This window comes from Erwinia billingiae Eb661 (assembly GCF_000196615.1).
GTDB classification, from domain to species: domain Bacteria; phylum Pseudomonadota; class Gammaproteobacteria; order Enterobacterales; family Enterobacteriaceae; genus Erwinia; species Erwinia billingiae.
This window is the reverse complement of sequence record NC_014306.1, coordinates 65,289-91,882: the sequence shown is the minus strand read 5'-3', so window position 1 is coordinate 91,882 and position 26,594 is coordinate 65,289. Positions and strand designations below refer to the sequence as shown.

Annotated in this window: 27 protein-coding genes; 16 read left to right on the top strand and 11 right to left on the bottom strand. The window is 54.2% G+C overall.

The annotated features are described in order from the left end of the window. Positions 1-10 precede the first annotated feature (10 nt). From rfaF to EBC_RS01740, 3 genes are read left to right on the top strand one after another with little or no spacing between them, the layout of a single operon-like run. Positions 11-1,072: an ADP-heptose--LPS heptosyltransferase RfaF gene (gene rfaF / locus EBC_RS01750; RefSeq protein WP_013200115.1), complete on the top strand. Its 1,062-nt coding sequence runs from the start codon at positions 11-13 to the stop codon at positions 1,070-1,072. Continuing rightward, positions 1,060-2,049, top strand: coding sequence for a lipopolysaccharide heptosyltransferase RfaC (gene rfaC / locus EBC_RS01745; RefSeq protein WP_041691841.1), 990 nt, complete (start codon positions 1,060-1,062; stop codon positions 2,047-2,049). Before rfaF ends, rfaC begins: the two co-directional genes overlap by 13 nt. Beyond that, on the top strand, positions 2,046-2,969 hold the full coding sequence (locus EBC_RS01740) for a glycosyltransferase family 2 protein (RefSeq protein ID WP_013200113.1): 924 nt from the start codon (positions 2,046-2,048) through the stop codon (positions 2,967-2,969). Before rfaC ends, EBC_RS01740 begins: the two co-directional genes overlap by 4 nt. A 17-nt stretch (positions 2,970-2,986) precedes the next feature. Here EBC_RS01740 and EBC_RS01735 read toward each other — a convergent pair whose 3' ends face one another. Together EBC_RS01735 and EBC_RS01730 are read right to left on the bottom strand one after the other, a co-directional pair. Continuing rightward, a complete protein-coding gene (locus tag EBC_RS01735) occupies positions 2,987-4,234 on the bottom strand; it encodes an O-antigen ligase family protein (protein ID WP_041691840.1) in 1,248 nt (415 codons plus the stop codon). A 36-nt stretch (positions 4,235-4,270) separates the two neighbouring features. Next, a complete protein-coding gene (locus tag EBC_RS01730; RefSeq protein WP_013200111.1) occupies positions 4,271-5,230 on the bottom strand; it encodes a polysaccharide deacetylase family protein in 960 nt (319 codons plus the stop codon). A gap of 330 nt (positions 5,231-5,560) precedes the next feature. Between EBC_RS01730 and EBC_RS01725 the strand changes: the two genes are divergently transcribed. From EBC_RS01725 to coaD, 8 genes are all read left to right on the top strand, one after another. Then, positions 5,561-6,649, top strand: coding sequence for a glycosyltransferase (locus EBC_RS01725; protein ID WP_041692173.1), 1,089 nt, complete (start codon positions 5,561-5,563; stop codon positions 6,647-6,649). A gap of 248 nt (positions 6,650-6,897) precedes the next feature. After that, a complete protein-coding gene (locus EBC_RS01720) occupies positions 6,898-8,001 on the top strand; it encodes a glycosyltransferase family 9 protein (protein WP_013200109.1) in 1,104 nt (367 codons plus the stop codon). Between the two features lie 5 nt (positions 8,002-8,006). After that, positions 8,007-9,005, top strand: a complete 999-nt coding sequence (locus EBC_RS01715; protein ID WP_013200108.1) for a glycosyltransferase — start codon at positions 8,007-8,009, stop codon at positions 9,003-9,005. 76 nt (positions 9,006-9,081) lie between these two features. After that, entirely contained in the window at positions 9,082-10,164 is a 1,083-nt protein-coding gene (rfaQ, locus tag EBC_RS01710) for a putative lipopolysaccharide heptosyltransferase III (RefSeq protein WP_041692172.1), read from the top strand. Continuing rightward, positions 10,157-11,290, top strand: a complete 1,134-nt coding sequence (locus tag EBC_RS01705; protein WP_013200106.1) for a glycosyltransferase family 4 protein — start codon at positions 10,157-10,159, stop codon at positions 11,288-11,290. Before rfaQ ends, EBC_RS01705 begins: the two co-directional genes overlap by 8 nt. Positions 11,291-11,392: 102 nt before the next feature. Next, positions 11,393-12,667: a lipid IV(A) 3-deoxy-D-manno-octulosonic acid transferase gene (gene waaA / locus EBC_RS01700; RefSeq protein WP_041691839.1), complete on the top strand. Its 1,275-nt coding sequence runs from the start codon at positions 11,393-11,395 to the stop codon at positions 12,665-12,667. Next, positions 12,668-13,456 carry a glycosyltransferase family 2 protein gene (locus EBC_RS01695; protein WP_013200104.1) on the top strand — a complete coding sequence of 263 codons (789 nt, stop codon included), beginning with the start codon at positions 12,668-12,670 and terminating at the stop codon, positions 13,454-13,456. Further along, positions 13,453-13,929: a pantetheine-phosphate adenylyltransferase gene (gene coaD, locus EBC_RS01690; protein WP_013200103.1), complete on the top strand. Its 477-nt coding sequence runs from the start codon at positions 13,453-13,455 to the stop codon at positions 13,927-13,929. Before EBC_RS01695 ends, coaD begins: the two co-directional genes overlap by 4 nt. Before the next feature lie 3 nt (positions 13,930-13,932). On the opposite strand, the gene mutM is transcribed toward coaD, so the two are convergent. The 4 genes from mutM to radC all read right to left on the bottom strand — a co-directional run bounded on the left by mutM (position 13,933) and on the right by radC (position 16,200). Beyond that, positions 13,933-14,742 (bottom strand): bifunctional DNA-formamidopyrimidine glycosylase/DNA-(apurinic or apyrimidinic site) lyase, encoded by an 810-nt coding sequence (mutM, locus tag EBC_RS01685; RefSeq protein ID WP_013200102.1) that lies wholly within the window; start codon positions 14,740-14,742, stop codon positions 13,933-13,935. Between the two features lie 85 nt (positions 14,743-14,827). Further along, complete coding sequence (rpmG, locus tag EBC_RS01680; protein ID WP_001051798.1) at positions 14,828-14,995, bottom strand: 50S ribosomal protein L33; 168 nt, start codon at positions 14,993-14,995, stop codon at positions 14,828-14,830. 17 nt (positions 14,996-15,012) lie between these two features. Beyond that, a complete protein-coding gene (gene rpmB, locus EBC_RS01675) occupies positions 15,013-15,249 on the bottom strand; it encodes a 50S ribosomal protein L28 (protein WP_013200101.1) in 237 nt (78 codons plus the stop codon). Between the two features lie 282 nt (positions 15,250-15,531). Then, positions 15,532-16,200 carry a RadC family protein gene (gene radC / locus EBC_RS01670; protein ID WP_013200100.1) on the bottom strand — a complete coding sequence of 223 codons (669 nt, stop codon included), beginning with the start codon at positions 16,198-16,200 and terminating at the stop codon, positions 15,532-15,534. Between the two features lie 198 nt (positions 16,201-16,398). Between radC and coaBC the strand changes: the two genes are divergently transcribed. The 3 genes from coaBC to slmA all read left to right on the top strand — a co-directional run bounded on the left by coaBC (position 16,399) and on the right by slmA (position 18,766). Then, positions 16,399-17,613, top strand: coding sequence for a bifunctional phosphopantothenoylcysteine decarboxylase/phosphopantothenate--cysteine ligase CoaBC (gene coaBC, locus EBC_RS01665; protein ID WP_013200099.1), 1,215 nt, complete (start codon positions 16,399-16,401; stop codon positions 17,611-17,613). Next, on the top strand, positions 17,591-18,049 hold the full coding sequence (dut, locus tag EBC_RS01660) for a dUTP diphosphatase (protein WP_041691838.1): 459 nt from the start codon (positions 17,591-17,593) through the stop codon (positions 18,047-18,049). Before coaBC ends, dut begins: the two co-directional genes overlap by 23 nt. A 120-nt stretch (positions 18,050-18,169) precedes the next feature. After that, on the top strand, positions 18,170-18,766 hold the full coding sequence (slmA, locus tag EBC_RS01655) for a nucleoid occlusion factor SlmA (RefSeq protein WP_013200097.1): 597 nt from the start codon (positions 18,170-18,172) through the stop codon (positions 18,764-18,766). Between the two features lie 38 nt (positions 18,767-18,804). On the opposite strand, the gene pyrE is transcribed toward slmA, so the two are convergent. Together pyrE and rph are read right to left on the bottom strand one after the other, a co-directional pair. Further along, positions 18,805-19,446 carry an orotate phosphoribosyltransferase gene (gene pyrE, locus EBC_RS01650; protein WP_013200096.1) on the bottom strand — a complete coding sequence of 214 codons (642 nt, stop codon included), beginning with the start codon at positions 19,444-19,446 and terminating at the stop codon, positions 18,805-18,807. A 54-nt stretch (positions 19,447-19,500) separates the two neighbouring features. Next, positions 19,501-20,217 carry a ribonuclease PH gene (gene rph, locus EBC_RS01645; protein WP_013200095.1) on the bottom strand — a complete coding sequence of 239 codons (717 nt, stop codon included), beginning with the start codon at positions 20,215-20,217 and terminating at the stop codon, positions 19,501-19,503. A 212-nt stretch (positions 20,218-20,429) separates the two neighbouring features. Here rph and EBC_RS01640 point away from each other — a divergent pair, with 212 nt between their 5' ends. Continuing rightward, positions 20,430-21,614: a NupC/NupG family nucleoside CNT transporter gene (locus EBC_RS01640; protein WP_013200094.1), complete on the top strand. Its 1,185-nt coding sequence runs from the start codon at positions 20,430-20,432 to the stop codon at positions 21,612-21,614. 35 nt (positions 21,615-21,649) lie between these two features. Here the strand turns inward: EBC_RS01640 and EBC_RS01635 are convergent, their stop codons facing one another. Next, on the bottom strand, positions 21,650-22,075 hold the full coding sequence (locus EBC_RS01635) for a DUF3574 domain-containing protein (protein ID WP_013200093.1): 426 nt from the start codon (positions 22,073-22,075) through the stop codon (positions 21,650-21,652). A gap of 158 nt (positions 22,076-22,233) precedes the next feature. Here EBC_RS01635 and EBC_RS01630 point away from each other — a divergent pair, with 158 nt between their 5' ends. Beyond that, positions 22,234-23,097 carry a YicC/YloC family endoribonuclease gene (locus EBC_RS01630; protein WP_013200092.1) on the top strand — a complete coding sequence of 288 codons (864 nt, stop codon included), beginning with the start codon at positions 22,234-22,236 and terminating at the stop codon, positions 23,095-23,097. 67 nt (positions 23,098-23,164) lie between these two features. Here EBC_RS01630 and EBC_RS01625 read toward each other — a convergent pair whose 3' ends face one another. Then, positions 23,165-25,216: a glycoside hydrolase family 31 protein gene (locus tag EBC_RS01625; RefSeq protein WP_013200091.1), complete on the bottom strand. Its 2,052-nt coding sequence runs from the start codon at positions 25,214-25,216 to the stop codon at positions 23,165-23,167. A gap of 12 nt (positions 25,217-25,228) precedes the next feature. Continuing rightward, positions 25,229-26,575 carry a glycoside-pentoside-hexuronide (GPH):cation symporter gene (locus tag EBC_RS01620; protein ID WP_013200090.1) on the bottom strand — a complete coding sequence of 449 codons (1,347 nt, stop codon included), beginning with the start codon at positions 26,573-26,575 and terminating at the stop codon, positions 25,229-25,231. Positions 26,576-26,594: the final 19 nt, after the last annotated feature.

The following is a 26,594-nucleotide window of genomic DNA, read 5'->3' as shown; positions in this document are numbered from 1 at the left end:
AATTCCGGCAATGAAGATTCTGGTAATCGGCCCTTCATGGGTTGGCGATATGATGATGTCGCAAAGTCTCTATCGCACGTTGAAGGCGGCTGAACCCGACGCGATAATTGATGTGATGGCACCCGCGTGGTGCCGTCCACTGTTATCGCGTATGCCAGAGGTCAACGAAGCGCTGGCGATGCCGCTGGGCCATGGTGCGCTGGCATTAGGCGAGCGTCGTCGTCTGGGCAAAGCCTTGCGCAGCAAAGGTTACGATCGGGCTTACGTGTTGCCCAACTCGTTTAAGTCCGCGTTAGTTCCCTTCTTTGCCGATATCAAAACCCGCACCGGCTGGCGCGGTGAAATGCGCTACGGGCTGCTGAACGACGTGCGGGTGCTGGATAAAGCCGCGTGGCCTTTAATGGTTGAGCGCTATGTGGCGCTGGCCTACGACAAATCGCGCTACAGCCATGCGGCCCAGCTGCCGCAGCCGCTGCTGTGGCCGAAGCTGCAGGTCAATGAAGCTGAAAAGCTGACGACCGCCGCGGCGTTCGGCTTATCGGCAGATCGTCCCGCGATCGGTTTTTGCCCTGGCGCAGAATTTGGTCCGGCAAAACGCTGGCCGCATTACCACTACGCTGAGCTGGCGCAGAGCCTGATCAACCGTGGCTATCAAATCATCCTGTTTGGTTCGGCCAAAGATAAAGTGACGGGCGAACAGATCCTGCAAAGCCTGCAGGAAGATTCGCGTGCACATTGCCGCAATCTGGCAGGCGAAACCCAGCTGGAACAGGCGGTGATTTTGCTGGCGCATTGCCGCGCGGTGGTGAGCAACGATTCCGGTCTGATGCACATTGCCGCCGCGCTGGATCGTCCGCTGATCGCACTCTACGGCCCAAGCAGCCCTGACTTTACGCCGCCGTTGTCCGACAAAGCACGCGTCATCCGCCTGATCACCGGCTACCACAAGGTACGTAAAGGGGATGCGGAAGAAGGCTATCATCAGAGCCTGATCGATATTCAGCCTGAGCGGGTGATCGCCGAGCTGACGGCCTTGTTAGCGGATGACGAGGAAAAAACATGCACGTCCTGATTGTTAAAACCTCCTCCATGGGCGACGTGTTGCACACGCTTCCGGCGCTGACTGATGCCATGCAAGCTATTCCCGGCATTCGCTTTGACTGGGTGGTGGAGGAAGGCTTTGCGCAGATCCCCGCCTGGCATCCTGCCGTGGATAAAGTGATCCCGGTGGCCATCCGCCGCTGGCGTAAACACTGGTTTGGCAGTGAAGTCCGCGAAGAGCGCTTCCTGTTTAAACGCGAAGTGCAGTCGCGCCAGTATGATGTGGTGATCGATGCACAGGGACTGATCAAAAGCGCCGCGCTGGTCACGCGCATTGCAAAAGGCGTGAAGCATGGTCAGGACAGCCGCAGTGCGCGCGAACCTTTCGCCAGCTGGTGGTATGACGAGCGCCATGAAATCAGTAAAAAACAACACGCCGTGCAGCGAACCCGCGAGCTTTTCGCCAAAAGTCTTGCTTACCCGATGCCGGATAGCGAAGGGGATTACGCCATCGCGCAGCATTTCCTTAGCGAGCCGCCATCTGATGCCGGACAGTACCTGGTGTTCCTCCATGCCACCACGCGTGATGCCAAACACTGGCCAGAAAGTCATTGGCGCGAGCTGATTGGTTTACTCGCCGACAGCGGCCTGAGGATTAAATTACCGTGGGGCGCTGACCACGAACACCAGCGCGCCATCAGGCTGGCCGAAGGGTTTAGCTATGTCGACGTGCTGCCTAAGCTGACGCTTGAGCAGGTTGCCCGCACGCTGGCAGGCGCCAGAGCAGTCGTCTCCGTCGATACCGGTTTAAGCCATCTTACCGCCGCGCTGGATCGCCCGAATATCACGCTTTATGGCCCGACCGACCCGGGATTGATAGGCGGTTACGGCAAGAACCAGTGCGTGCTACGTCCCGGGCAGGGCAATAATATGGCCTCGATTACCGCTGAGAATGTCATGTCGCTGCTATTGCCCGCTATCGCCTTACCGGTACCGTTAAGCCAATGACCAACGCCTGCCCGCTCAGCATCCTGATTGCCGCCCATAACAGTGAAGCCTATCTTGCTGCAACGCTCGACAGCATTGTGGCTTCATTGGGTGAGGCACTCGATCAAGCTGAAATCATCATCGTTAATGATGGTTCCACGGACGGCACGCAGGCCATTATCGATCGCTATGCACGGCAATTACCCCGTCTTCGCAGCGTCCTTTCAGCCCACCGAAACGTCGGTAAAGTTCGTAATCAGGCGGTGAGCCTGGCGACGGGCGATTACCTGCTGATGGTCGACAGTGACGATCAACTCCTGCCTGATGCTTTGCAGGATCGGCTGGTCACGTTGCAAGAGCACGCGCCGGACATTTTCCTGAGTAAGATTATTGAGGTGCGTGGTGATATTGCCAATCAGCCCATCTGGCAGGCAAAGTCACCTGAAATACTGACTCAACGTCAGTCTGTTGAACGGTTTCTGATCCATCGTGACTATCAGGCACATTTCATTGGCCAGTTTTTTGCCCGTCATCTGCTCCAGCAGCACGCTTTTCCAGACTTCATTTGTTATGAGGACAGCTGGTTATTTCCACTGTTACTGACACTGAGTCATAAGACGCTTTATTCAGACAGCGGGTTCTATCTCTATCGCAAACACGCCAACAGCCTGTCTTCGGCGATAGACGAGCGGAAAATCGACTGTCTGATTGCGGCAACGCAGCATATGGATGAGGTTTTACCCGCTAACTTTGCCTCGCTAATTACATGCCACTGGCTGGATATCGCCAACCGCTATCCAGACGCGCTGCGGAGCAGCGGTCAGGACAGGATCGTCAACGAGCGTATTGGTCGGGTCAGTCTGAGCCGTTTCCTGTTGGATAGAAAAATCAGACTCAGCTACAAAAGAAAAATGCTGAAGGTGCGTAAACGGGGTCTGTGAAGACCCCGGTGAAGACGTTAACGGGCCAGGCTGCTCTGCTGATGCCTTCTCAATGCATTGAACATCTCGCAGACGATCAGCATCAACGCCACGCAAATCGTTAACTCACGGCTGATGAACACAACGTCACTCAGGCCGCTAATCACTACCCCAAACATCACCGCCAGCATCAACGCATTTCTGCTTCGTAGAGCGTAGGTAATCAGCACGACATAAAACAGCAGCATCACCAACGCGCCCTGAATTCCCTGTAGCGTCGCGCTATCCAGCAATTCGTTGTGCAAATGCACTTTCTCATACATCAGCGAGATGGTGTCTGTATGGCGGGTTTTCACATAGTTTTCGAAGCACGCCGTACGATCTTCTGTTTTCATCCCCAGAGGATGCGCGATGAAACAGACTGACCCCACTCGCCACATTGCCAGACGCGTGGTTAACGACCCAAACTGATTCCCGTCCGACTGGATATAGGTATTGTACTCTTGCAGAGTCGAGTCCAGCTTCGGCTCAATCATCGGCTTATAGCTCACCCCAACCAAGATCACCAAGGCAATCACCACCGAGAATAATGACTTCAGGCCGAAGTGACGGAATTGCAGTACGCCAACCAGCAGGATAATCAGGGGATAAGCCGCCATCATATTGCGGGTGCCGGTTTGCACCAGGATAAAATAGGACAGACAAAAGATCGCCAGACAGAACAGGATGTTTTCAGGGGTATGCTTTTCGGTGGCCAGCATAAACAGCACCATCGTTGAAAGCATCGCATAGCCATACGCGGATATGGTGGCGCGGTCTAATGAAAAAGCGACCCGGTGAATATCACTAAAGTATTGATATAAACCGAACAGGGTCGCGGCAAAAAACGCCACCAGCAAGCCGCTGCGGATTAACCAAAGACTTCTTTTCGGATAGTTCTTCATCTGAGAAAACAGCCAGTAACCGATAAAGCACGCCAACAGCAGGCGTTTCCCCGCATTAAAGTAGTCGTTAAACTCGCTGTAATCCGCGCTGCCCAGATACTCCCAGTAGAACCAGATGACCTTACTCAAGCCAAGCACGGCCAATAGCCCAATGAACCATAGCCGCGATTTATCATACTCTTTCAGGTTAAACAAAATCCCCGCGAGTGAAAAATAGAAGCTCCAGTAAAACAGCACCTTGGCACCCTTAACGTCAATAAAGGTCACCATAATGGTTAGCAGCGTACAAGCCAGGGCCAGCAAGTAAAAAACAGCACGGAAGTCCGTATCTTTGAAGCTCATTTTCATTTTCTCTCTCACCGAGTCCTGCTTATCACATCAACGAGCTTTAGTGGCCGCATATTCCGTTAACGTCATCCCGACGGTCCGGCTATGTAACCAGTTAAACAACTGCTCCAGATCCTCATAAAGGCGATCGATATCCGCTTCATTTTTAAAGGTCGGGCTGCCATCGGGCATAAATTCGGACGAGTGCAGCATAAACTCAACGTAATCCGACCCCGCAGCCAGCGTTTTTTCAGCCACGCCAATCATCTGCTGCACGTTACCGCCCGTCGGACGCAGCCAGTGAACCGACGGACTGCGCTGCTTGCCGCGTAAACGGTCATAGCCTTGTTTCAGGCTGTTCATCAATCCTGAATGCTTGTATTGAATGCTCATTGGCACCTCCAGCAACGGCGAGGTGCCTTCACGGGAAATGTCTTCTGCATCCAGATAATAGGCATTGCGCGGGAAATGCGTGTAGTTGGTGCCGCCGGAGCCTTGCGGCGCACCCGGAGAAAACTGCCAGTTCACACCAGGCGTGACGGAGCAGTCTACCTTATAGCCAAACTCAACCAGCAGCCGGGCATATTGCTGGTTGAACGCCCAACGCCCGGCCCGATGGCTGAGCATTTTTGTCTGAAAGGTCTCTTCCAGTAGCTCAGTCATGAAGGCGATTTTTCGGCGCATTTCATCAACTGGATATTCGATCAGATAGGGCTGAAATTTCCAGTCATCGTCAGTCAGTGAGTACGCTGGCGGACTGTTCCAGGCATGTAAATGCATCCCCACTTCACCGGTTCCGCGGGCGATCACATCACGGGCGAATGCCTGGTAAACCGGGTCGATGGCCATTTCATAATTGGTCAACCAGGTCGGTTTGAAACCGTATTTATCGCAAAGTTGCTGGAAACGTGCGAGATATCCCGCGTTTTTGGTGGTAACAATACCCGAGCGATTGCGCCACAGGTTGTCACCTTCCGTATCAATAGTGATGAGAAATGCGGGTGTGGTCATGCCGTTTCCATACTCCTGGTTAGTCTGCGGGTATGTTACGCAGCGGACAATAGAGACGCAAAGAGATTCGCGAGGCAATATTGTCAGTGGATTATGCTGTGGCACTCTTCCTGTTAATTTTCTAAGATAACTACAGCTAATAAAAAAGAGTACATTGGGAAGCCCCTGATGTTCGGCTTGTTTTCCCGATTATAATCTACACAGCTCTGGCAGAAGGATCCGCCTGAATCAAAAAAAAGATGAGCGGCATTTATGCGGCAAAAGAGGCTACGGCGCCTTCTCCGCAGTATTTTTCTGGCTAAGGGTAAAAAATTGTCCAAGCGCATTTTGATGATCATTGATGGCCTACCCGGAGGGGGGGCAGAGAAAGTTGTGCTAACCCTTGCAAAGGGGATGATGGAGCGTGGACATCGGGTGTCGTTATTCTCACTGCGTTCGGTGTGTGAGTACGCCATCCCGCCCGGTCTGGATTTCCGGGTGATCAAAGATAACTGCAAAAAACCGTGGCGCAAACTGACCGAACTGAGCCGCCGTGCTGCACAGCTGGATAAAGAAATCCATGCGGCGGAGACAAGCGACACGCCGTTCGATTTGGTGATTTCTCATCTGCACAAGACGGATCGCATCGTCCGCCGCTGCCCGCACCTTGAACCTGAAAAGACCTGGTTCTGCCTGCATGGGGTGTTTTCTGCCTCATACCTTGCCCGCCGTAAAGGCTTCTCTCTGTGGCTTAAAAAGGCCAAAATCCGCCGCATTTATCAGGGCCGCAACATCATTGGCGTCTCGCAATACGTCGTGGACGACCTGAAGCGCTCGTTTGAAATCCAGCCCAAACGTGAGCAGGTGATATTTAATCCCTTTGAGTTTGACGCCATTGAAGCCCTTTCGCTGAAACCCTGCTCGATGGAAGGTAAGGACTATCTGGTCCATGTGGGCCGTTTTCATCCGACCAAACGCCATGACCGGCTGTTACGCGCCTACGCAAAAAGTGGCCTTGAAGTGCCGCTGGTGTTAATTGGCCAGGGAAGTAGCGAGGCTACCCGCGCGATTAAAGATTTGGCTATTGACTTAGACATCAGCAAGCGTGTCATTTTTAAGGGATTTATCAGCAATCCCTATCCCTACATCCGTCATGCGAAGCTGTTGGTCGTTAGCTCGGACAGCGAAGGGTTTGGCAACGTATTAGTCGAAGCATTAATTTGCCATACGCCAGTGGTCAGCACCCGCTGCCCGGGTGGCCCCGTCAGCATCCTGACCGGCGAATTATCGCGGGGGTTGGCAGAAATGAATGACGATTCGCTGGCGGCGACAATGCGGGATATTTATCTTCATCCACCCATAATGCTTAAGCCTGATGTCGGTGCTTACAGTATTGAGGCTGTTTGCAGACAGTACCTTGATTTAATTAATCGTAATTAACAAAGTCCTGCTGCACTGTCATTCGTTTCAGCGTTAAAATCAGCCCACAACATCAGGGCGAAGACAACCTGAAGCCACTTTTTGTTTACTCATCATTGAAGGTTTTGGCCCATGATAACGCTCATTAACAAGAACGGATATCTGAGCTCAGTGAAAAGCTTGACCTCATCAATACGGCTGACAATGGGACGTACGCTTACCCAGATCCTCTTCCGTGGAACTTTCAGCTCGCTCAGGGAGAACAGAGCGTGAATTATGTATTGTTATTTTTGCTGCTCTTACCGCTTAAGCTATGGAAAAAGCTGGGTAAGAACACAAGCAACCGTAATCTGATCATTCAGACGGCAAAGATAGGGGACTTCATCAACATCACCCCGTTGATGCAGCATCTTAAGCATAGCGACGCCCTGCTCAGCACCTCAGTCGCGCCGCTTGCCCGTAATGATGCCACTCTGGACGAGATTTTTTACGTTGAAGAGCATAAATCCAGCACGATGGCCAAACTGAAGCTGGCCATCAGGTTGATGAACCGCTATCGCAACGTCTATCTGCTGCATCCTAACAACGCCAATCTGTTCTATGCCGCCTGCTGTAATGCGGAGAATAAACAGTTTCTGTCGATGTATCGCCGTCGCTGGTATCAGGGGATTTTTTATCTCACCGCCAGCGGCACGGTGGAGCATGAGAAAAACACGCTGACGCTGGAAAACTACCTGAAACTGGCCGACCGCTCGCTGACCAAAGAGAGCTATCCCAAGCATGCGACGCTGCCGTTAGTGCAACCCGTCAATACGCCGGAAGAGCTGTTCAGGACGGACAAAATTAAAATCGGCATCAGCATCTCGGCCGGCAATCAGGCGAAAACCATACCCCCGGTTATCTGGAAAAGCCTGTTTGATCGTCTGAGTGACCTGCCCTGCCTGTTCTATGTATTTGGTTCACCGAATGAACTTCCCCGCTTAAATGAGCTCAATAAGGTGGTTGGTGAACGCGACAACCTGGTCAACATGATTGGCAAGGTCTCGCTGGAGGGATTGCCCTATGCGATCGAGCAGATGGATATCTACGTGGCATCGGACTCCGGCAATGTTTATATTGCTGACGCGCAGAATGTGCCGGTGGTGCTGATTTATGGTCCCTGCTGCGTAGAAGAACAACGGCCATTAGGCGATGTTCTGCTGATCGGGCCGAACCATATTGCGCCGACCTCCTTTGTTTTTCAGGCGCTCTACAAATTCAATCATCCTGCCGAACAACTGTTTGAACTGGATAAGCGTAAGCTGGATGATATCCATGATTTTGTGAGTGCCCGCAAGCCTCAATTGACTCACGAAGAGAAGATTTTACCCTGAGTATGATGCCGCATTCCGATCCCGCCGCGCCTGAACTGAGCGTGGTTATCCCGATGTACAATGCCGGGAAAAGCTTTGAGGCTTTCATGGCTTCATTACTGGCTCAAACGTTGCAATCCCTTGAAGTCATTATTGTTAATGATGGTTCAACTGACGAGTCAGCCGCGATGGCGCATCAGTATGCCGCTGAGTATCCGCACGTTCAGGTTATCGATCAGCAAAATGGTGGCGTATCACGCGCCCGCAACGCCGGGATGGCAATAGCGACAGGCCGCTACGTGACCTTCCCCGATGCTGACGACACCCTTGCACCTGATATGTATGAAAAACTGATCGCCATGGCCAACGCCGACGATCTGGATATCGCCCAGTGCAATGCAGAACGCGTTTTTTGGGGCGGGGATAAAGCCAAACCGCTGATCCCTAAAGACCGTTTACAATCCACCGGCGTTCTTAGCGGCGCTGAATGGCTCGGCAAGGCCCTGGCGACCAATCGCTATCTGCATGTTGTCTGGCTGGGCGTTTACCGCCGTGCATTGATTGACCTACTTAACCTACAGTTTGAGCCCGGCCTGCATCATCAGGATATCCCGTGGACCACTGAACTGATGCTGAATGCCCGTCGGGTGCGGTATACCGACGAGGTGATGTACCGTTATTACGTACACGATCAGTCAATCAGTAATCAGAAGCGCACGGGAATGCGTAATGTGGAATATCAGCGCCACTATCTTAAAATCGCGCGGATGCTGGATGAGATTAACCAGCGCTATAAAAACACCGTAAAGCTGTCTGCGCCGTTGTATCGGCAGGTCACGAAAGAAGCCCTGACCGTGTGCCACTCTATTCGCCGCGAACCCGATGCGGCCGCCCGACAGGCGATGATAGCGGACCTGATCGCCAGTAAAACGCCGGGCAGAATGCTGCGAAATGCGCGTGGCGTGCAGCAGTGGTACCAGTTGCTGCTGTGGCTGAGCCGAATTTATCGCTGGCGGAAAGGCTAATGATGAAACCCGTCGACATTTTTACTGGCAGGCCCCTCCTTGCAGTGGGTCAACTCAACATTGAGATCTCATGAGCATGGCTACTCCGCAAATCAGCCCGTTGTTTACGCCAAAAACCATTCTGCTGATCAAACTCCGCCATCATGGCGATATGCTGCTGACCACCCCGGTGATCCACGCCCTGCGCCAGCAATATCCCGATGCCAGTATTGACGTGCTTTTGTATAAAGAGACGCGCCCGATGCTGCAGGCGCATCCGGACATTCGACAGATCCACTTTATCGATCGTAACTGGAAAAAAGAGGGTGCCTGGCAGCACATCCGGCATGAGGTGGCGTTAGTCTCCGCCGTTCGCCAGTGTCATTACGACCTGGTGGTCAACCTCGCGGACCAGTGGCGCAGCGCCATTATTACCGCCTTCTCGGGTGCGAAAGTCAGGATTGGTTTTGATTACCATAAGCGTCGCAATGCCATCTGGCGCCTGGCGCATACCCATCGGGCCACCACTGAACAGCATGCAAATCTGCATACGGTTGAACAAAACCTGATGGCGTTAACGCCGCTGAATATCCCTTTCCACGGCTTCCCGGCCGCAATGCACTACAGTGAGAGCGACTGGGAAACCACCCGCACTCAGCTGAACCAGCTTCAGCCAACCCGTAAACCTTATATTGTGATTCAGCCCACGTCCCGCTGGCTGTTCAAGTGCTGGGAAGACGATAAAATGGCTGGGCTGATTGACCGCCTTGCCTCAGACCAAATGGATATTGTGCTGACCGCCGCGCCAGATAAGAAAGAACTGGCGATGATCGACAATATTCTCTCACTATGCCAGAACCGTCAGGCCATCTCTCTGGCCGGTAAACTGACTCTGCCGCAGTTAGCCGCGCTGATTGATCATGCCAACCTGTTTATCGGCGTCGATTCCGCCCCGATGCATATGGCTGCCGCGCTGGATACGCCCTGTATTGCGCTGTTTGGCCCAACCAAGCTGAAGCAATGGCGGCCGTGGGGCGACAACAACAAGGTGATCTGGGCGGGTGACTATGCGCCGCTGCCCTCACCGGACAGCATCGATACCAAAACGGAAACGCGTTATCTCAGCGCTATCCCACTTGAAGACGTGGTGAAAGCCGCAAGGAATTATCTGGATGAGTAAGGTCAGACTGGCCATAGTGCGCCAGAAATATCGCCCCGATGGCGGCGCCGAGCGGTTTATCTCACGTGCGCTGGAAGCGCTGGATGACGATAGCCTGGAATTAAACATCATTACCCGCAGCTGGCAGGGAGAACCCAAGCCAGAGTGGCACCTGCATATCTGCAACCCGAAAAAGTGGGGCCGGATCTCCCGCGAACGTGGCTTTGCCGTGGCCGCACGGGCCTGCTGGCAGCAGGAGAAGTTTGATATCGTGCAAAGTCACGAGCGCATCGCGGGCTGCGATATTTTCCGCGCCGGCGACGGCGTGCACCGTGTGTGGCTGGAACAGCGCGCTCGGGTCGTGTCTCCGATGCAGCGATTGCTGACGCAGGTAAGCCGTTATCACCGCTATGTGATGACCGCAGAAGAAGAGATGTTCCGCTCCCCTGCGCTTAAAAAGATCATCTGCAATTCACTGATGGTGAAAAACGACATCATGCGCTGCTTCCAGGTGCCGGAAGAGAAGTTTGCGGTGATTTATAATGCCATCGACTCCAAGCGCTTTATGCCCGCAACCGCCGAGCAACGTCAGCAGTCTCGTGAACAGCTTAACCTGCCGGATAATGCGAAAGTGTTTATCTATGTCGGTTCAGGCTTTGAACGCAAAGGTCTTAAGGCCAGTATCAGCGCGCTGGCAGCGACCGATGCGCACCTGTTGGTGGTCGGGCAGGACAAGCAGCAATCACGTTACGAAAACCTCGCGCGCAGCCTGGGATGCGAAAAACGCATTCATTTCCTGGGCGTGCAGAACAATGTCATCCCCTTCTATCACGCCGCTGACAGCTTGATTCTGCCCACGCTGTACGATCCCTTCCCTAACGTCATTCTGGAAGCGATGGCCTGCGGATTACCGGTCATCACCAGTTTTACCTGTGGCGGTGCGGAATTCATCATCGATGGTAAACAAGGGTTTGTCTGTGATGCGTTGGACGTGCCGGCGTTGACGGCGGCGGCCGTTGCCATCCCACAACGCACGCTGGACAGCCGGATGGGCGATCTTGCCAGGGAAAGGGTCCTGCCCTGCTCTCCGCAACAGCTTGCCACGCAGCTTCATGCGCTATATCAACAAGTGTTGCAGCAGCCCTGATAAGAAGTGTGAGCGGAGACGACTTATCTGCTAACATGCCGTATTATTCCTCTTTTCTGGCATACTCTGGCGCGAGTCTCTCCACTCTGAATAAACACTGTGATGACAACACTTTATACCGTTCTGCTTTACCTCATTCAGCCCCTGATTTGGCTCCGGCTCTGGCTCCGCGGCCGGAAGGCTCCCGCCTACCGCAAACGTTGGGCAGAACGCTATGGCTATTGCGCCGGCAAAGTGAAGCCAGACGGTATTTTGCTGCACTCCGTTTCTGTCGGTGAGACGCTGGCTGCGGTCCCGCTGGTGCGGGCGTTGCGCCATCGCTATCCCTCGATGCCAATCACCGTCACCACCATGACGCCAACCGGCTCTGAACGCGCAGCCTCAGCGTTTGGCAAAGATGTGCACCATGTTTATCTGCCCTACGATCTCCCCGGCTCGATGAACCGCTTCCTCGATAATGTGAACCCGCGTCTGGTGATCATTATGGAAACCGAGCTGTGGCCGAACATGATCGCGCTGCTGCATAAACGAAAGATCCCGCTGGTGATCGCTAATGCCCGCCTGTCTGAACGCTCTGCAAAGGGCTACAAAAAACTCGGCAAATTTATGCAACGGCTGCTGCAACGCATTACGCTGATTGCCGCGCAGAATCAGGAAGATGGCGAACGCTTTATCAGCCTTGGCTTAAAACGCTCGCAGCTGACGGTGACCGGCAGCCTGAAGTTTGATATCTCCGTCACGCCAGAACTGGCCGCCAGAGCGATTACCCTGCGTCGCCAGTGGGCACCTCGCCGTCCGGTGTGGATTGCCACCAGTACGCATGATGGCGAAGAGAGCATTATTCTGGATGCGCACCGTAAGCTGCTGACGCGTTTCCCCAATTTATTGTTAATTCTGGTTCCCCGTCATCCGGAGCGTTTTTCTACCGCCCGCGAACTGACGCAGAAAGCCGGACTCAGCTACACCCTTCGCAGCAGTGGCGAGATCCCGTCAGGCAGCACGCAGGTGGTGATTGGCGATACGATGGGTGAACTGATGCTGCTTTACGGCATTGCCGATGTGGCCTTTGTTGGCGGCAGCCTGGTCGATCGTGGCGGCCACAATCCGCTGGAAGCGGCCGCACATGCTATCCCGGTGTTGATGGGACCTTATACCCTCAATTTCAAAGATATCTGCGCCAAGCTGCAGCAGGCTGACGGCCTGATTACCGTCACCGATGCGGACTCGCTGGATAAAGAAATTGGTACGCTGCTGACCGACGAAGATTATCGCCTTTACTATGGCCGTCATGCCGTCGAAGTGCTGCATCAGAACCAGGGTGCGCTGCAGCGTCTGCTACAGTTACTCGAACCCCATCTGCCACAGCGGAATCACTAAATGTCTTCACGCCAGGCTCTTTCAGTCGTGCTGATCGCCAAAAACGCGGCTGACCTGCTGCCAGAATGTCTGGAGTCCGTGAGCTGGGCCGATGAGATCGTCCTGCTCGACTCAGGTAGCAGTGATGGCACACCCCAGGTTGCTGCCCGACACGGCGCAAAAGTCTTTCACTCCACGGAATGGCACGGCTATGGCCGTCAGCGTCAGCTGGCGCAGAGTTATGCCAACCATCCGATGATTTTGATGATCGACAGCGATGAGCGCGTGACGCAACAGCTGCGCGCTTCGATAGAGGCCGTGCTAACAAGCCCCGCCTCAGCTGACGCGGTGTACAGTCTGGGTCGCCGTAACCTGTTTTTAGGCCGCTTTATGCGCCACAGCGGCTGGTATCCGGACCGGGTCACCCGCCTCTATCCTTCCCGCTATCAATACAACGATCACCAGGTGCATGAGTCGCTCGACACCCAGGGCGTTGCCGTGACTGCGCTGAAAGGCGATCTTCTGCATCTGACCTGTCGTGACTTTTCTGCCTTCCAGTGGAAACAGTTCGCCTACGCGGAGGCCTGGGCAAAACAGCGCTATCATCAGGGCAAGCGCTGCGGCATTGTTTCCATCTTTACGCACACCATCGGCGCCTTCTTCAAAACGCTGGTTTTGCGTGCAGGTTTTCTGGATGGCAAACAGGGCTGGCTGCTGGCGGTCGTCAATGCGCAGTACACCTTCAATAAATACGCGGCGCTTTGGGCGCTGAATAACTCTTCTCACGCTTCCGGCAAGGGCGGTCTATGAGCACCAAAGCGATTTATCCTGGCACCTTTGATCCGATGACCAATGGCCATCTGGATATCGTGACGCGAGCCGCGTTGATGTTTGACCGTATCGTACTGGCTATCGCGGCCAGTCCCAGCAAGAAACCGATGTTCACGCTGGAAGAGCGCGTAAGCCTGGCGCAGCAGGTGGTAGCCCATTTGCCGAACGTGGAGGTGGTGGGATTCAGTGATTTGATGGCGAACTTTGCCCGCGATCAGCAAGCCAATGTGCTGGTAAGAGGCCTGAGGGCCGTCTCTGACTTTGAATATGAGATGCAGCTGGCCCACATGAACCGCCATCTGTTGCCGGAGCTGGAGAGCGTGTTTTTGATGCCTTCAGAGCAGTACTCGTTTATCTCTTCTTCGCTGGTGAAAGAAGTGGCGCGTCACAAAGGTGATGTGAGCGCCTTTCTACCGCAGCCCGTTTTTGACGCGCTGCAGGCTAAACTCTAAGCCTTATTTCTGACAGGTCGGACAATAAAAGGTACTGCGCTGGGCGTGCTTCGCGCTCTTAATCGGCGTGGCACAGACCCGACAGGGTTCGCCTGCCCGACCATACACCTGCAACTCCTGCGCGAAATAACCCGGCTTACCGTCCGTCTGCAGAAAATCACGCAGCGTTGTTCCCCCTTGCTCAATTGAACGTAGCAGTACCGCCTTGATGGTTTTCACCAGCAAAGCCGCTTCGTCCTGAGTCAGGGTCATGGCCGGACGATCGGGATGGATCCCGGCAACAAACAGGGATTCGCTGGCGTAAATATTCCCCACTCCCACCACCAGTTTGTTATCCATCAGCCAGGGTTTAACCGGCGTCCGCTTGTTTCTCGACTTATCAAACAGATACTCCGCCGAGAAGGCATCATGCAGGGGTTCCGGGCCAAGATGGGCCAGCACATTGCTCGCGGCTAAATCCGTGCACCACAGCCAGGCACCAAAGCGGCGAGGATCGGTATAACGCAGGACCTTACCGTTGCTCATCACCAGATCGACGTGGTCATGTTTGGCAGGGGGAAGCTCTTCGGGCAGCACGCGCAGGCTACCGGACATTCCCAGGTGAATGATGATCCAGCCATGCGGCAGCTCAATCAGCAGATACTTGGCACGGCGTTGCACGCTGAGCACCGGTTGATCGCTGAGGCTTTGAATTTCGAGGGAAACCGGCCAACGCAGGCGGTCATTGCGGACAATAGCATGAAGAATAGTGGCGCCCACCAGATGCGGTTCAATGCCGCGGCGGCTGGTTTCGACTTCAGGTAACTCCGGCATGTACTTGCCTCCCGTTAAGGTCCGTTATCCTCTTTTAAAAACAAAAAACCCGGCCGAAGCCGGGTTTTTCATCCACTGAAATCAATTACTTGATTTTAGCTTCTTTATAGATCACGTGCTGGCGGACAACTGGATCGAATTTCTTCAATTCCAATTTTTCCGGCTTAGTACGCTTGTTCTTCGTGGTGGTATAGAAGTGACCTGTCCCAGCAGAAGAAACCAGCTTGATCTTCTCACGAATACCTTTAGCCATGATTCAGTTCCTTTACCTTAGTACTTCTCACCGCGGGTACGCAGATCGGCCAGGACCGTCTCAATACCCTTTTTATCAATTACGCGCATGCCTTTGGCAGTGACGCGCAGTGTAACGAAGCGCTTTTCGCTCTCAACCCAAAAACGGTGAGAGTGCAGGTTCGGCAGGAAACGGCGTTTCGTCGCGTTCATTGCGTGGGAGCGGTTGTTACCCGATACCGGACGCTTGCCAGTTACTTGGCAGACTCGTGACATGTCTATTCTCCAAAAATCAAATCAGCTCGAGCTTTAAAAATAAGGTTTTGGCCGCCTCGTCAGGCTCTAAGACCCTCCAGGCGAGTTCAATGTGAACCCGCTGAGTAGGCCTATTTGCCAAACCCGAGATTCTCAAAGGTGGCGTAGTATACGCCCTGCGCCGCCGCTGCTCAAGTCCCGAACAGATAAAGATCCCTCTGGATCGTGCAAAATAGCTTCATTTGAACACTTACCCGTTCTTAACTCGGGACAAAAAATGAGCTTTTAGCCGAACCGGGTGGGCTAGATCCACCCGCGTTCGGCAAAAGAGACCGACTCGCCATGCCCAATGACAATATGGTCCAATACGTGAATATTCATTAACTGACAGGCCGCGACAATTCGCCGCGTGACCTGATGGTCAGCCCTACTGGGGCGGGCAACCCCGGAGGGATGATTATGTGCCAGAATCAGCGCAGCCGCATTTTTCGCCAGCGCTTCTTTGACGATTTCCCGGGGATGAACTTCGACGCTATTTAAGGTTCCGGCAAACATTTCGCACGCGTGAATCATCCGGTGCTGGTTATCAAGAAACGCCACCATAAAAATTTCTCGCTCACGGTGCGCAAGTTGACTGATAAAAAAGGTAAGCATATCGGCCGTCCCACCCGCCAGCTGGCGCTCCTGAACCGGAATACTGGAAAAGAAACGGCGGGCTAACTCGGCTATCGCATTGATCTGGGTATATTTTGCATCGCCTATCCCTTTAACCCGATCAAATGCCGTCCGGTCTGCCGTCATCAAATGGTATAACGAACCAAATGTCCCTATCAGCTGCTGCGCCAGCGCCATCACATGCACACCGCCCGATCCCGTGCGTAAAAACAGCGCAAGTAATTCGGTATCGTTCAATGCCTCAACGCCTTTTACCAGTAACTTTTCTCTCGGCGGTAACTCCGTCCACTGTTTCATCTTGCGTATCCCTTCTTCCTCAGCCCGAAAAAGCATGGCATTATATACAGTACTTTTCCACCCTTCCGGTCTGACTCTGCGAATTGTCTCGCAAAGGCTACAGAGTGCTAACAGGCACCGCCGGATGAGTATGGTAAAATAGCGGCATTGTGGCGGCAGTGAGCCGCGCCAGTCTGACTCTACAGGGCGGATAGCAAGATGACGGGATTAACCGGTAAACACATTGTTCTGGGCGTAAGCGGCGGTATCGCGGCCTATAAAGCACCCGAACTGGTCAGGCGCCTGCGCGATCGCGGGGCTGAAGTGCGCGTGGTGATGACGGAAGCGGCAAAAGCCTTTATCACACCGCTTAGCCTGCAGGCTGTTTCTGGCTATCCGGTGTCTGATGACCTGCTCGATCCGGCAGCGGAAGCGGCGATGGGGCATATCGAGTTGGGGAAATGGGCCGATTTGGTGATCCTGGCACCCGCGACCGCGGACCTTATTGCGCGGGTGACGGCAGGGATGGCAAATGACCTCGTGACCACCATCTGCCTCGCCACACCGGCACCGATTGCCGTGGTGCCGGCAATGAATCAGCAGATGTACCGGGCACCGGCCACCGAGCATAATTTGCAGGTGCTGGCACAGCGGGGTGTGCTGATTTGGGGGCCGGACAGCGGCAGCCAGGCCTGTGGTGATGTCGGTCCAGGCCGGATGTTAGATCCGCTGGCGATTGTGGATGAAGCGGTGAACTGGTCTTCACCCGTCAACGATCTGAAACATCTCAACATTATGATCACCGCCGGTCCCACCCGTGAATCGCTGGATCCGGTTCGGTTCATTACTAACCACAGCTCAGGTAAGATGGGCTTCGCGATTGCCGCCGCGGCGGCAAAACGGGGCGCAAACGTCACCTTGATCAGTGGTCCGGTGGCATTAAACACGCCGCAATGGGTTAAACGCACCGACGTGTTAACCGCGTTAGAGATGCAACATGCGGTGATGGCAAGCGCCGCTAAACAACATATTTTTATTGGCACGGCAGCCGTTGCAGACTATCGTGCCGCTGAAGTTGCGCCAGATAAAATCAAAAAACAGGGTGATGAAGTCACCCTCAAAATGGTAAAAAACCCCGACATCGTTGCAGGGGTCGCGCACATGCAGGAAGGCCGCCCTTACGTCGTAGGGTTTGCGGCAGAAACCCAGAATGTGGAAGAATACGCGCAACAAAAACGGGTCCGTAAAAACCTGGATTTAATCTGCGCCAACGATGTTTCGAAAGCCGGGCAGGGTTTCAACAGTGATACCAATGCTCTGCACCTTTTTTGGCAGGAGGGAGAAAAAGTCTTACCGCTCAGCGATAAGTCACTCCTTGGCCAACAGTTACTAGACGAGATAGTCAGCCGTTATGATGAAAAAAATCGACGTTAAGATTTTAGATGCGCGTGTGGGTAAAGACTTCCCATTACCTACCTACGCCACCTCTGGATCGGCAGGTCTTGACCTGCGCGCCTGCCTGGATGAAGCCATTTTACTGGCACCAGGCGCCACCACGCTGGTGCCTACCGGTCTGGCTATTCACATTGGCGACCCGCAACTGGCAGCAGTCATTCTTCCCCGCTCTGGCCTTGGCCATAAACATGGCGTGGTGTTGGGTAATCTGGTCGGTCTGATCGATTCGGATTACCAGGGCCAGCTGATGGTTTCCGTCTGGAACCGCAGTCAGGAAGCCTTCAACATTGAACCCGGCGAGCGTATCGCGCAGATGGTCTTCGTGCCGGTCGTTCAGGCTGAATTCAATCTGGTAGAAGACTTTGATACCAGCGATCGCGGAGAAGGTGGCTTTGGTCACTCTGGTCGCCAGTAAGCGTCTGCCTGCAGATCGTTAGCCAGTCACTTATCCTTATTTTCGCCGTGAGCGCTTTGCTCACGGACGTTGCGTGGGCTACTGCCCTATTAAAGTGATATTTCAGGGGTTTTTCAGGTCATGGCAGAGAAAAAGAGTGCGAAAAGGAATCGTCGCGAAGAAATATTGCAGGCTCTGGCACAAATGCTGGAATCAAGCGATGGCAGTCAGCGGATCACCACGGCCAAACTGGCCGCCAACGTTGGGGTTTCGGAAGCGGCGCTGTATCGCCATTTTCCCAGCAAAACCCGGATGTTTGACAGCCTGATCGAGTTTATTGAAGACAGCCTGATTACGCGCATCAATCTGATTTTGAAAGACGAAAAAGAGACGCTGCCGCGTCTGCGTCTGATTATCCAGTTAATTCTGGGTTTTGGTGAGCGTAATCCGGGTTTAACGCGCATTCTGACCGGCCATGCACTGATGTTTGAACAGGACCGTCTGCAGGGACGAATCAATCAGCTGTTCGAGCGCATTGAAGTGCAGCTGCGTCAGGTGCTTCGCGAGCAGAAATTGCGGGAAGGCGAGGGTTTTGTGACCGATGAAACGCTGCTGGCCAGTCAACTGCTGGCGTTCTGTGAAGGCTTGCTTTCACGCTTTGTCCGTTCCGGCTTCCGCTACCGTCCAACGGTAGACTTTGATACCCGCTGGCCATTGCTGGCGTCTCAGCTGGTGTAAACAGACTGCGGGTCAGAGGGATCTGACCCGCGACACTCTTAGATACCGTACTCTTTACGGTAAGCTCGAACCGCCACCAGATGGTCTGCCATCTCCGGCTTCTCTTCCAGATAAGCAATCAGCTCTTCCAGCGTAATAATCGAAATCACCTTACAGCCGTAATCCCGCTCAACTTCCTGAATGGCTGACTCCTTACCACGCCCGCGTTCCTGACGATCCAGCGAAATCAGCACGCCAGCCAGCGTGGCATGACTTGCTGAAATGATCTCCATTGATTCGCGGATGGCGGTACCGGCCGTGATCACATCGTCCACCAGCATAATGCGCCCCTGCAACGGACTGCCCACCAGCGTGCCACCCTCACCGTGCGTCTTGGCTTCTTTACGGTTGAAGCAATAAGGCACATCGCGATCGTGATGGTCGGCCAGCGCGACGGCGGTGGTGGTCGCAATTGGGATCCCTTTGTACGCCGGACCAAAAACCAGGTCGAAATCAATACCGGAATCTACCAGCGCCTGGGCATAGAAACGCCCAAGTAACGCCAGATCGCGGCCCGTATTGAACAGGCCAGCATTGAAGAAATAAGGGCTGGTGCGCCCTGATTTCAGCGTGAACTCACCAAACTTCAGCACCTGCTTGTTGATGGCGAATTCGATAAATTGGCGCTGCCAGGCTTTCATGTCTTGGTCCTCTACTTGTCATAAAAAAGGCGACTCACGGGTCGCCTCATAAAATCAGTCTTTCAGCGCTGCTTTCTGCGCCAGAATCAGGGAATCAATTCCCCCTCTTGCCAGAGCAAGCAGCTGGAGCAGCTCATCGTGGCTGAAGGGCTCGCCTTCTGCGGTGCCCTGCACTTCAATCATGCGGCCATCTTCCGTCATCACCACATTCATGTCGGTTTCAGCGGCGGAGTCTTCGACATATTCCAGGTCGCACAGCGCTTCGCCGTTAACGATACCGACGGAAATGGCGGCCACCATCCCTTTCATTGGATTGGTTTTCAGCTTGCCAATAGAGACCAGATGATTCAGGGCATCGGCCAGCGCCACGCAGGCACCGGTGATGGAGGCGGTACGGGTTCCGCCATCCGCCTGCAGCACGTCACAGTCCAGGGTGATGGTGAATTCACCCAGCGCCTTCAAATCCAGCGCCGCACGCAAAGAGCGGGCGATCAGACGTTGAATTTCCAGCGTGCGGCCACCCTGCTTACCTTTCGCGGCTTCGCGGGCATTACGGCTGTGGGTCGCGCGCGGCAGCATGCCGTACTCAGCGGTTACCCAGCCTTGTCCCTGACCTTTCAGAAAACGCGGTACGCCTTCTTCGATGGTGGCGGTACACAGCACTTTGGTATCACCGAATTCAACCAGAACTGAACCTTCAGCATGTTTGGTGTAATGACGGGTCAGTGTGACAGGGCGCACTTGTTGTGCGCTACGGCCTGCAGGACGCATGGTTTCTCTCCGGCTAGCAAATCAGTATTGGCTGCGCATTATACGGATTTCACCGCCGAATGCCTACGTTCGCCTGATGCAGACGGCGTTTCTTATGCCTGAGATGACTTTCTTACGTCTAAAATTGCAGCGCAGCGCAACGCAGAGTGAAAACCGCGGCAAGTTGTGGCTAAATGCTGCCTTCTCTCATTAGTCTGCCGGACATCATTGAAATGCCTGACGTACTTCATTTTCTTCTGGCCCTTGTGGTCATCTTTTGCCTGGCGTTGCTGTTCAGTAACGACCGTAAAAAAATCCGCCCTCGGGTGATCCTTCAGCTGGTCGTGATTGAAGCCGCGCTGGCCTGGTTCTTCCTGCACGCGTCCAGTGGCCTGACGCTGGTCACCGCGGTGTCCGGATTCTTTGAAACCCTGCTGAAATTTGCCGGGCAAGGATCGGAGTTCGTCTTTGGTGGCATGGCAAGTCAGGGTCTGGCCTTCATCTTCCTGGGTGTGCTCTGCCCGATCATCTTTATCTCGGCACTGATCGGGATTTTGCAGCACCTGCGTATTTTGCCGCTGCTGATCCGTCTGGTCGGCACGGTTCTGTCGAAAGTGAACGGGATGGGCAAACTGGAGTCGTTTAACGCGGTCAGTACCCTGATCCTCGGCCAGTCTGAGAACTTTATCGCCTATAAAGGCATTCTGGCTGATATCTCCCCTCGCCGCCTGTATTCAATGGCGGCGGCGGCGATGTCGACGGTGTCGCTGTCGATTGTTGGCGCCTATATGTCGATGATTGAACCGCGCTACGTGGTGGCGGCCTTGCTGCTTAACATGTTCAGCACCTTTATTATCCTGTCGATCATCAATCCGACGGTACCTGGCGACGAGCCGGAAATCAAACTGGAAAAGCTGCACGAAGATCAGAGCTTCTTTGAAATGCTGGGGGAATACATTCTTGCCGGCTTTAAGGTGGCGATGATTATTATGGCGATGCTGATTGGCTTTATTGCGCTGATTGCTGCGGTCAACGCCATCTTCTCCAGCCTGTTTGGCATCAGCTTCCAGGAAATTCTCGGCTACATCTTCTGGCCATTTGCCTGGCTAATAGGCATTCCGGCCCCGGATGCGCTGCGAGCAGCCAGTATCATGGCGACCAAACTGGTGGCAAATGAGTTTGTGGCAATGATAGAGCTGAAGAAAATCGCGGCGGAGCTTTCACCTCGCGGGCTTGGCATCCTCTCCGTCTTCCTGGTTTCGTTCGCCAACTTTGCTTCCATTGGCATTGTCGCGGGCGCGATCAAAGGCCTGAACGAACAGCAGGGCAACGTGGTTTCCCGCTTTGGTCTGAAGCTGGTCTACGGGTCGACGCTGGTCAGCCTGCTGTCAGCCGCCTTTGCCGGTTTGGTGTTGTAATCTGACAACCAGCCCGGCGTGATGCCGGGCTGAACTTAAAAGCCGACACAGACCGGGCTATCCACCCGCATCACCGACTCCTGCTGGAAGCGCTGCTTGTAACGCGTGCGCAGCGCTTCAATATTCTGCTGATCCTGCTTGCCTGGCGCATGGATCAGCATCAACGCCTTACTGCCCTCTCGTGCCACCTTGCCGTCTTCTCCCAGCCACTGACCTTTGGCATCAAATACCGTCAGGCCATCTTTGAAGCGTGGCGTCACCTCGCTGTCGACAAACGATTGCCATTCAGCGTGAGTGATATCCGCGCCATGAGGCCGGCTCAGACCAAAATAAAGCGTGGTTTGCTGCATGGCATCGCCCACCTGGCAGCTGGCGGGGGTCACGGTAGTTTGCTGGCTGGAAGCCATGCAGCCGCTGAGGGTAAAGGCGACAGCCACAGCAATAACGGAAGAGGTTTTCATGAAGTTCCTGATGCAGATTACGGGTAACTGCATCATAAGCTGGCCCGGGTAAAAAACCAGTGACGATCGCTGATTTCATTGAGTTTAGCCGAATGCCTGTTAAGGCCTGGCTTGCGCCGCTATAATCCGTTTATCTTTCTCAGAAAACGGGTACGCACATGATCCGCAGTATGACCGCCTACGCGCGGCGTGAAACCAAAGGCGAATGGGGCAGCGCAGCCTGGGAACTTCGTTCCGTTAACCAGCGCTATTTAGAAACCTACATCCGCCTGCCGGAGCAGTTCCGTGGCCTGGAGCCGGTGATCCGTGAGCGCATCCGTAACCGCCTGACGCGCGGTAAAATCGAATGCAACCTGCGTTTTGACGCCGATCCAAGCGCGCAGAGCGCGTTGGTGCTGAATGAAAAGCTGGCTGTTCAGCTGGTTCAGGCCGCTAACTGGGTCAAAATGCAGAGCGATGAAGGGGAAATCAACCCGGTTGATATTCTGCGCTGGCCTGGCGTGATGTCTGCCGAAGAGCAGGATTTGGATGCTATTTCCGCCGAGCTGTTAACGTCGCTGGATACCGCGCTGGAAGACTTTATCACCTCCCGTGAGACAGAAGGCACGGCGCTGAAGGCGATGATTGAACAACGCCTTGAAGGCGTGACGACGGAAATCGGCAAGGTGCGGACGCAGATGCCAGACGTGTTGAAATGGCAGCGCGAGCGGCTGGTCAGCAAGCTGGAAGATGCGCAGGTGCAGCTGGACAGCAACCGTGTTGAGCAGGAACTGATCATGCTGGCACAGCGTGTTGACGTGGCTGAAGAGCTGGATCGTCTGGAAGCGCACGTTAAAGAGACCTACAACATCCTGAAGAAGAAGGAAGCCGTTGGCCGTCGTCTCGACTTTATGATGCAGGAGTTCAACCGCGAGTCGAACACCCTGGCCTCTAAATCGATCAATGCCGAGATCACCACCTCCGCCATCGAGCTGAAAGTGCTGATTGAGCAGATGCGCGAGCAGATCCAAAACATCGAATAACCGCGTCCATGCGTACAAAGCCCACTGTTCAGTGGGCTTTCACCTGACTTCACGATAATTCCAACACTTAACGCGTCACATACTCCCCCAGCTCTTGCTGAACCTGCGAGCCATCACGCACCAGCACGGGAATTGCGTCGAGCGGCGCGGCAACGCCTATCCATTGACCGCCTTCATGCTGCTCCCCGTTTAACTCACGCCAGGTCGTCCCCGCAGGCAGCCAGACACGGCGTTCGCGCTGTCCCTGGTGAAGAATGGGTGCCACCAGGATATCGGGCCCAAACATGTACTGATCTTCCACCTGCCAGCTTTCACTCTGTTCAGGGAATGCGTAGAACATGGCACGCATCACCGGATCGCCCTGCTCATGAGCCACATCCATCATGCGGTTGATGTAAGGACGCAGCTTTTCACGAACCAGCAGCCAGTGGCGCATGATCTGATAGTTATCCTCACCGTAGCTCCAGACCTCATTCGGCGACCCGCTATTACATTGGGCAATACCGTCTCGCCAGGCCTCAGGAGGTTGGATCTGTGGTTCCCGGTAGCCATGCAGACGGAAAACCGGGCAGAAAACGCCCCACTGGAACCACCGGATCAGCAACTCCTGGAAGGCAGGATCGTTAACGTTACCGCCCTGAAATCCGCCGATATCGGTGGTCCACCAGGGAATACCTGCCATCCCCATGTTCAGGCCGGCGGCAATCTGGTTGCGGAGTGAATGGAAAGAGGAATGGATATCGCCAGACCATGCCAGTACGCCATAGCGCTGGCTACCTGCCCAGGCACAACGAACCAGATTGACGATGTCGGTTTCTCCCTGCTCTTTCAGCCCATCATAGAAACCGGCAGCAAACTTCTGCGGATAGATATTACCGACCTCAAGCACCGGACCGAGATGATAGCGATAGTTATCAAAATCATAGGCGCGGTATTCCGGCTCGGCTTCATCCAGCCAGAACAGCTTGATACCCAGGTCATAGTAATTCTGTTTTACCTTCTCCCAGACAAACCGCCGTGCCTCAGGATGTGTTGCATCGAAGAAGGTGGTGTTGCCCATAAAATCCAGATTGACCGACACGCCGCGATCGGTATTCACCAGATAGCCTTTGGACTTCATCTCTTTATAGTTTTCGGTGCGGCTGTCGACGGTTGGCCACACTGATACCATCGTTTCGATGCCCAGCGATTTCAACTCGGCGACCATCGCCTTCGGATCTGGCCAGTCTTTGGGATCGAAGCACCAGGTACCCTGATTCGGCCAGTGGAAGAAGTCGATAACGATTACAGACAGTGGCAGGTGACGACGATGATACTCACGCGCCACCTCCAGCACTTCCTGTTGGGTTCGGTAACGTAATTTGCATTGCCAAAAACCGGTGGCGAATTCCGGCATTTTTGGCGCAGTGCCTGTTACGGCGCCATATTGACGGACGATATCTGCAGGCGTCTCACCGGCAGTGATCCAGTAATCCATCTGCTCAGTGACTTTGGCCTGCCACTCGGTCCCATTTTTCGCGAAGGTCGCCTCACCAATAGCCGGATTATTCCACAGCAGCCCATAACCCAGGCTGGAGAGCATAAAGGGCACGCTGGCCTGGGAATTACGCTGCGCCAACTCTAACGTGCAGCCTTTCAGGTCTAACCAGGGTTGCTGATACTGGCCCATGCCATAGATTTTCTCTTCCGGCCGGGCTTCAAAGCGGACGGTCAGCTGATATTTTCCACCGGGAATAGGACGGAACTCACGGGCATCCAGCTTCAGCGCGCTGATGTACTTATCCTGATTCTTTTCGCTGGCGCCAATGCCCACCGTGGTGCGCTGGCGCCAGAACTCTTCCAGCAGTAATTCACCGTGCTGGTTATAAAAAGCCAGCTGGCCTTTGATGTTCAGCACCGCTTTTAAATTGCCGTGGGTGATGCTCAGGGTTTCCGGCCCTTCCGTGATCGACACGGGTGTCTCTTGCGGGTCTGGTAACAGTGCCCAGCATTCATCTTTGATCGGCGGTAAGCAGGTGGCGCGAACGCGCAGGCTGTTCTTCCCCCAGGGTTCAACAACCAGCGTTTGTCGATCGAAATGCCACAGAATACGGCGCTGCTCTGCGATTAACTCGCTCATAGAAACTCCTGATTAGTAACGATCGCTTTGTAGCGATCTTTTCGAGGTATTAACGTCAGCCATCGTGGCATCGCTCAGCATGTACCAACGCAGCGTCAGCGCGCTGAGAATTGAAAGCACGCCGGGAACCAGGCTGAACAACGCGATAATGGCGGACATGGCGACCGGGTTTTGCATCTCAGCATGGGGAATGTAGCCGCTCAGGCCCAGCGTCCAGCCGACGATCGCTCCGCTCACCGCCATGCCCATTTTCAAAATGGAAAGCAGCGTGGAGAAGATGGTGCCGTCCATACGTTTTCCCTGGGTGTATTCACCGTAATCGACGACGTCCGACATCATCACCCACATCAGGGTGGTGGTAATTTGGTAGAAGGTGGAAACCAGTACCACCATCACCACCAGAAGACTGATGGAGGCGGGCAGGAAGAAGATCGCGATACTTAGTAGGCCTGCGGCCCAGGCAGCCAGCCTGAATACCTGCACCTTACTGCGGCCGGTGGTCAGGGGTTTACACAGCGCACTGCCCGCGCTTTTGCCGACGATGTGTGCCCCCAGCAGCCACATAAAATAGCTGGGATTGCCCAGGTGATAGGTCACGTAATACATCATGGCGCCGAGCCTGATAACGCCAAAAGCAATGTTGAAAAACACCAGACCCGCCACAACACGCCACTGGTCGTTACGCAGTAAGTCGCGCAGGTCGCTGATAAAGTTTTCGTGGCTGGCCGGTGCCTGGATACGCTCCCTGGTATTTCTGAAACAGATCAGGAACATAAAGACGGTTGCGCCAGCCATGATGGCCATCGCCCCCCGATAACCGGCCAGTTTATCTTCGCCGCCAATATACTGGGCGAGCGGCATCATCAGGAAAGTGGACATCGCGCCGCCGAGGGTCGCGAGGAAAAAACGGTAGGATTGCAGCGAAATGCGCTCTTCATTATCCGACGTGATGATCGCGCCCATCGAGCAATAAGGAATGTTGATGGCGGTGTACATCAGCATCATCGCTGCGTAAGTCACGCTGGCAAAAATCATTTTTCCGCTCAGCGAGAGGGATTCCGGCACGGCGTAGATCAACAGACAACTGGCACCAAACGGCACAGCCAGCCACAGCAACCAGGGGCGAAATTTACCCCAGCGCGTTTTGGTGCGGTCCGCAATGAGGCCCATCAGGGGATCGATGATGGCATCAGCCGCGCGCGCAAGCAGGAACATCGTTCCGACGAAGACGGCGGGCAATCCCACCACATCGGTATAATAAAAGGTCAGGAAAATGATCACATTTTCGAGACCAATATGGCTGGCCATATCGCCGAGGCCGTAGCTAATTTTTTCTTTTACCGATAACGTCTCTTTCATAGATGGCACGCCTGTTGTT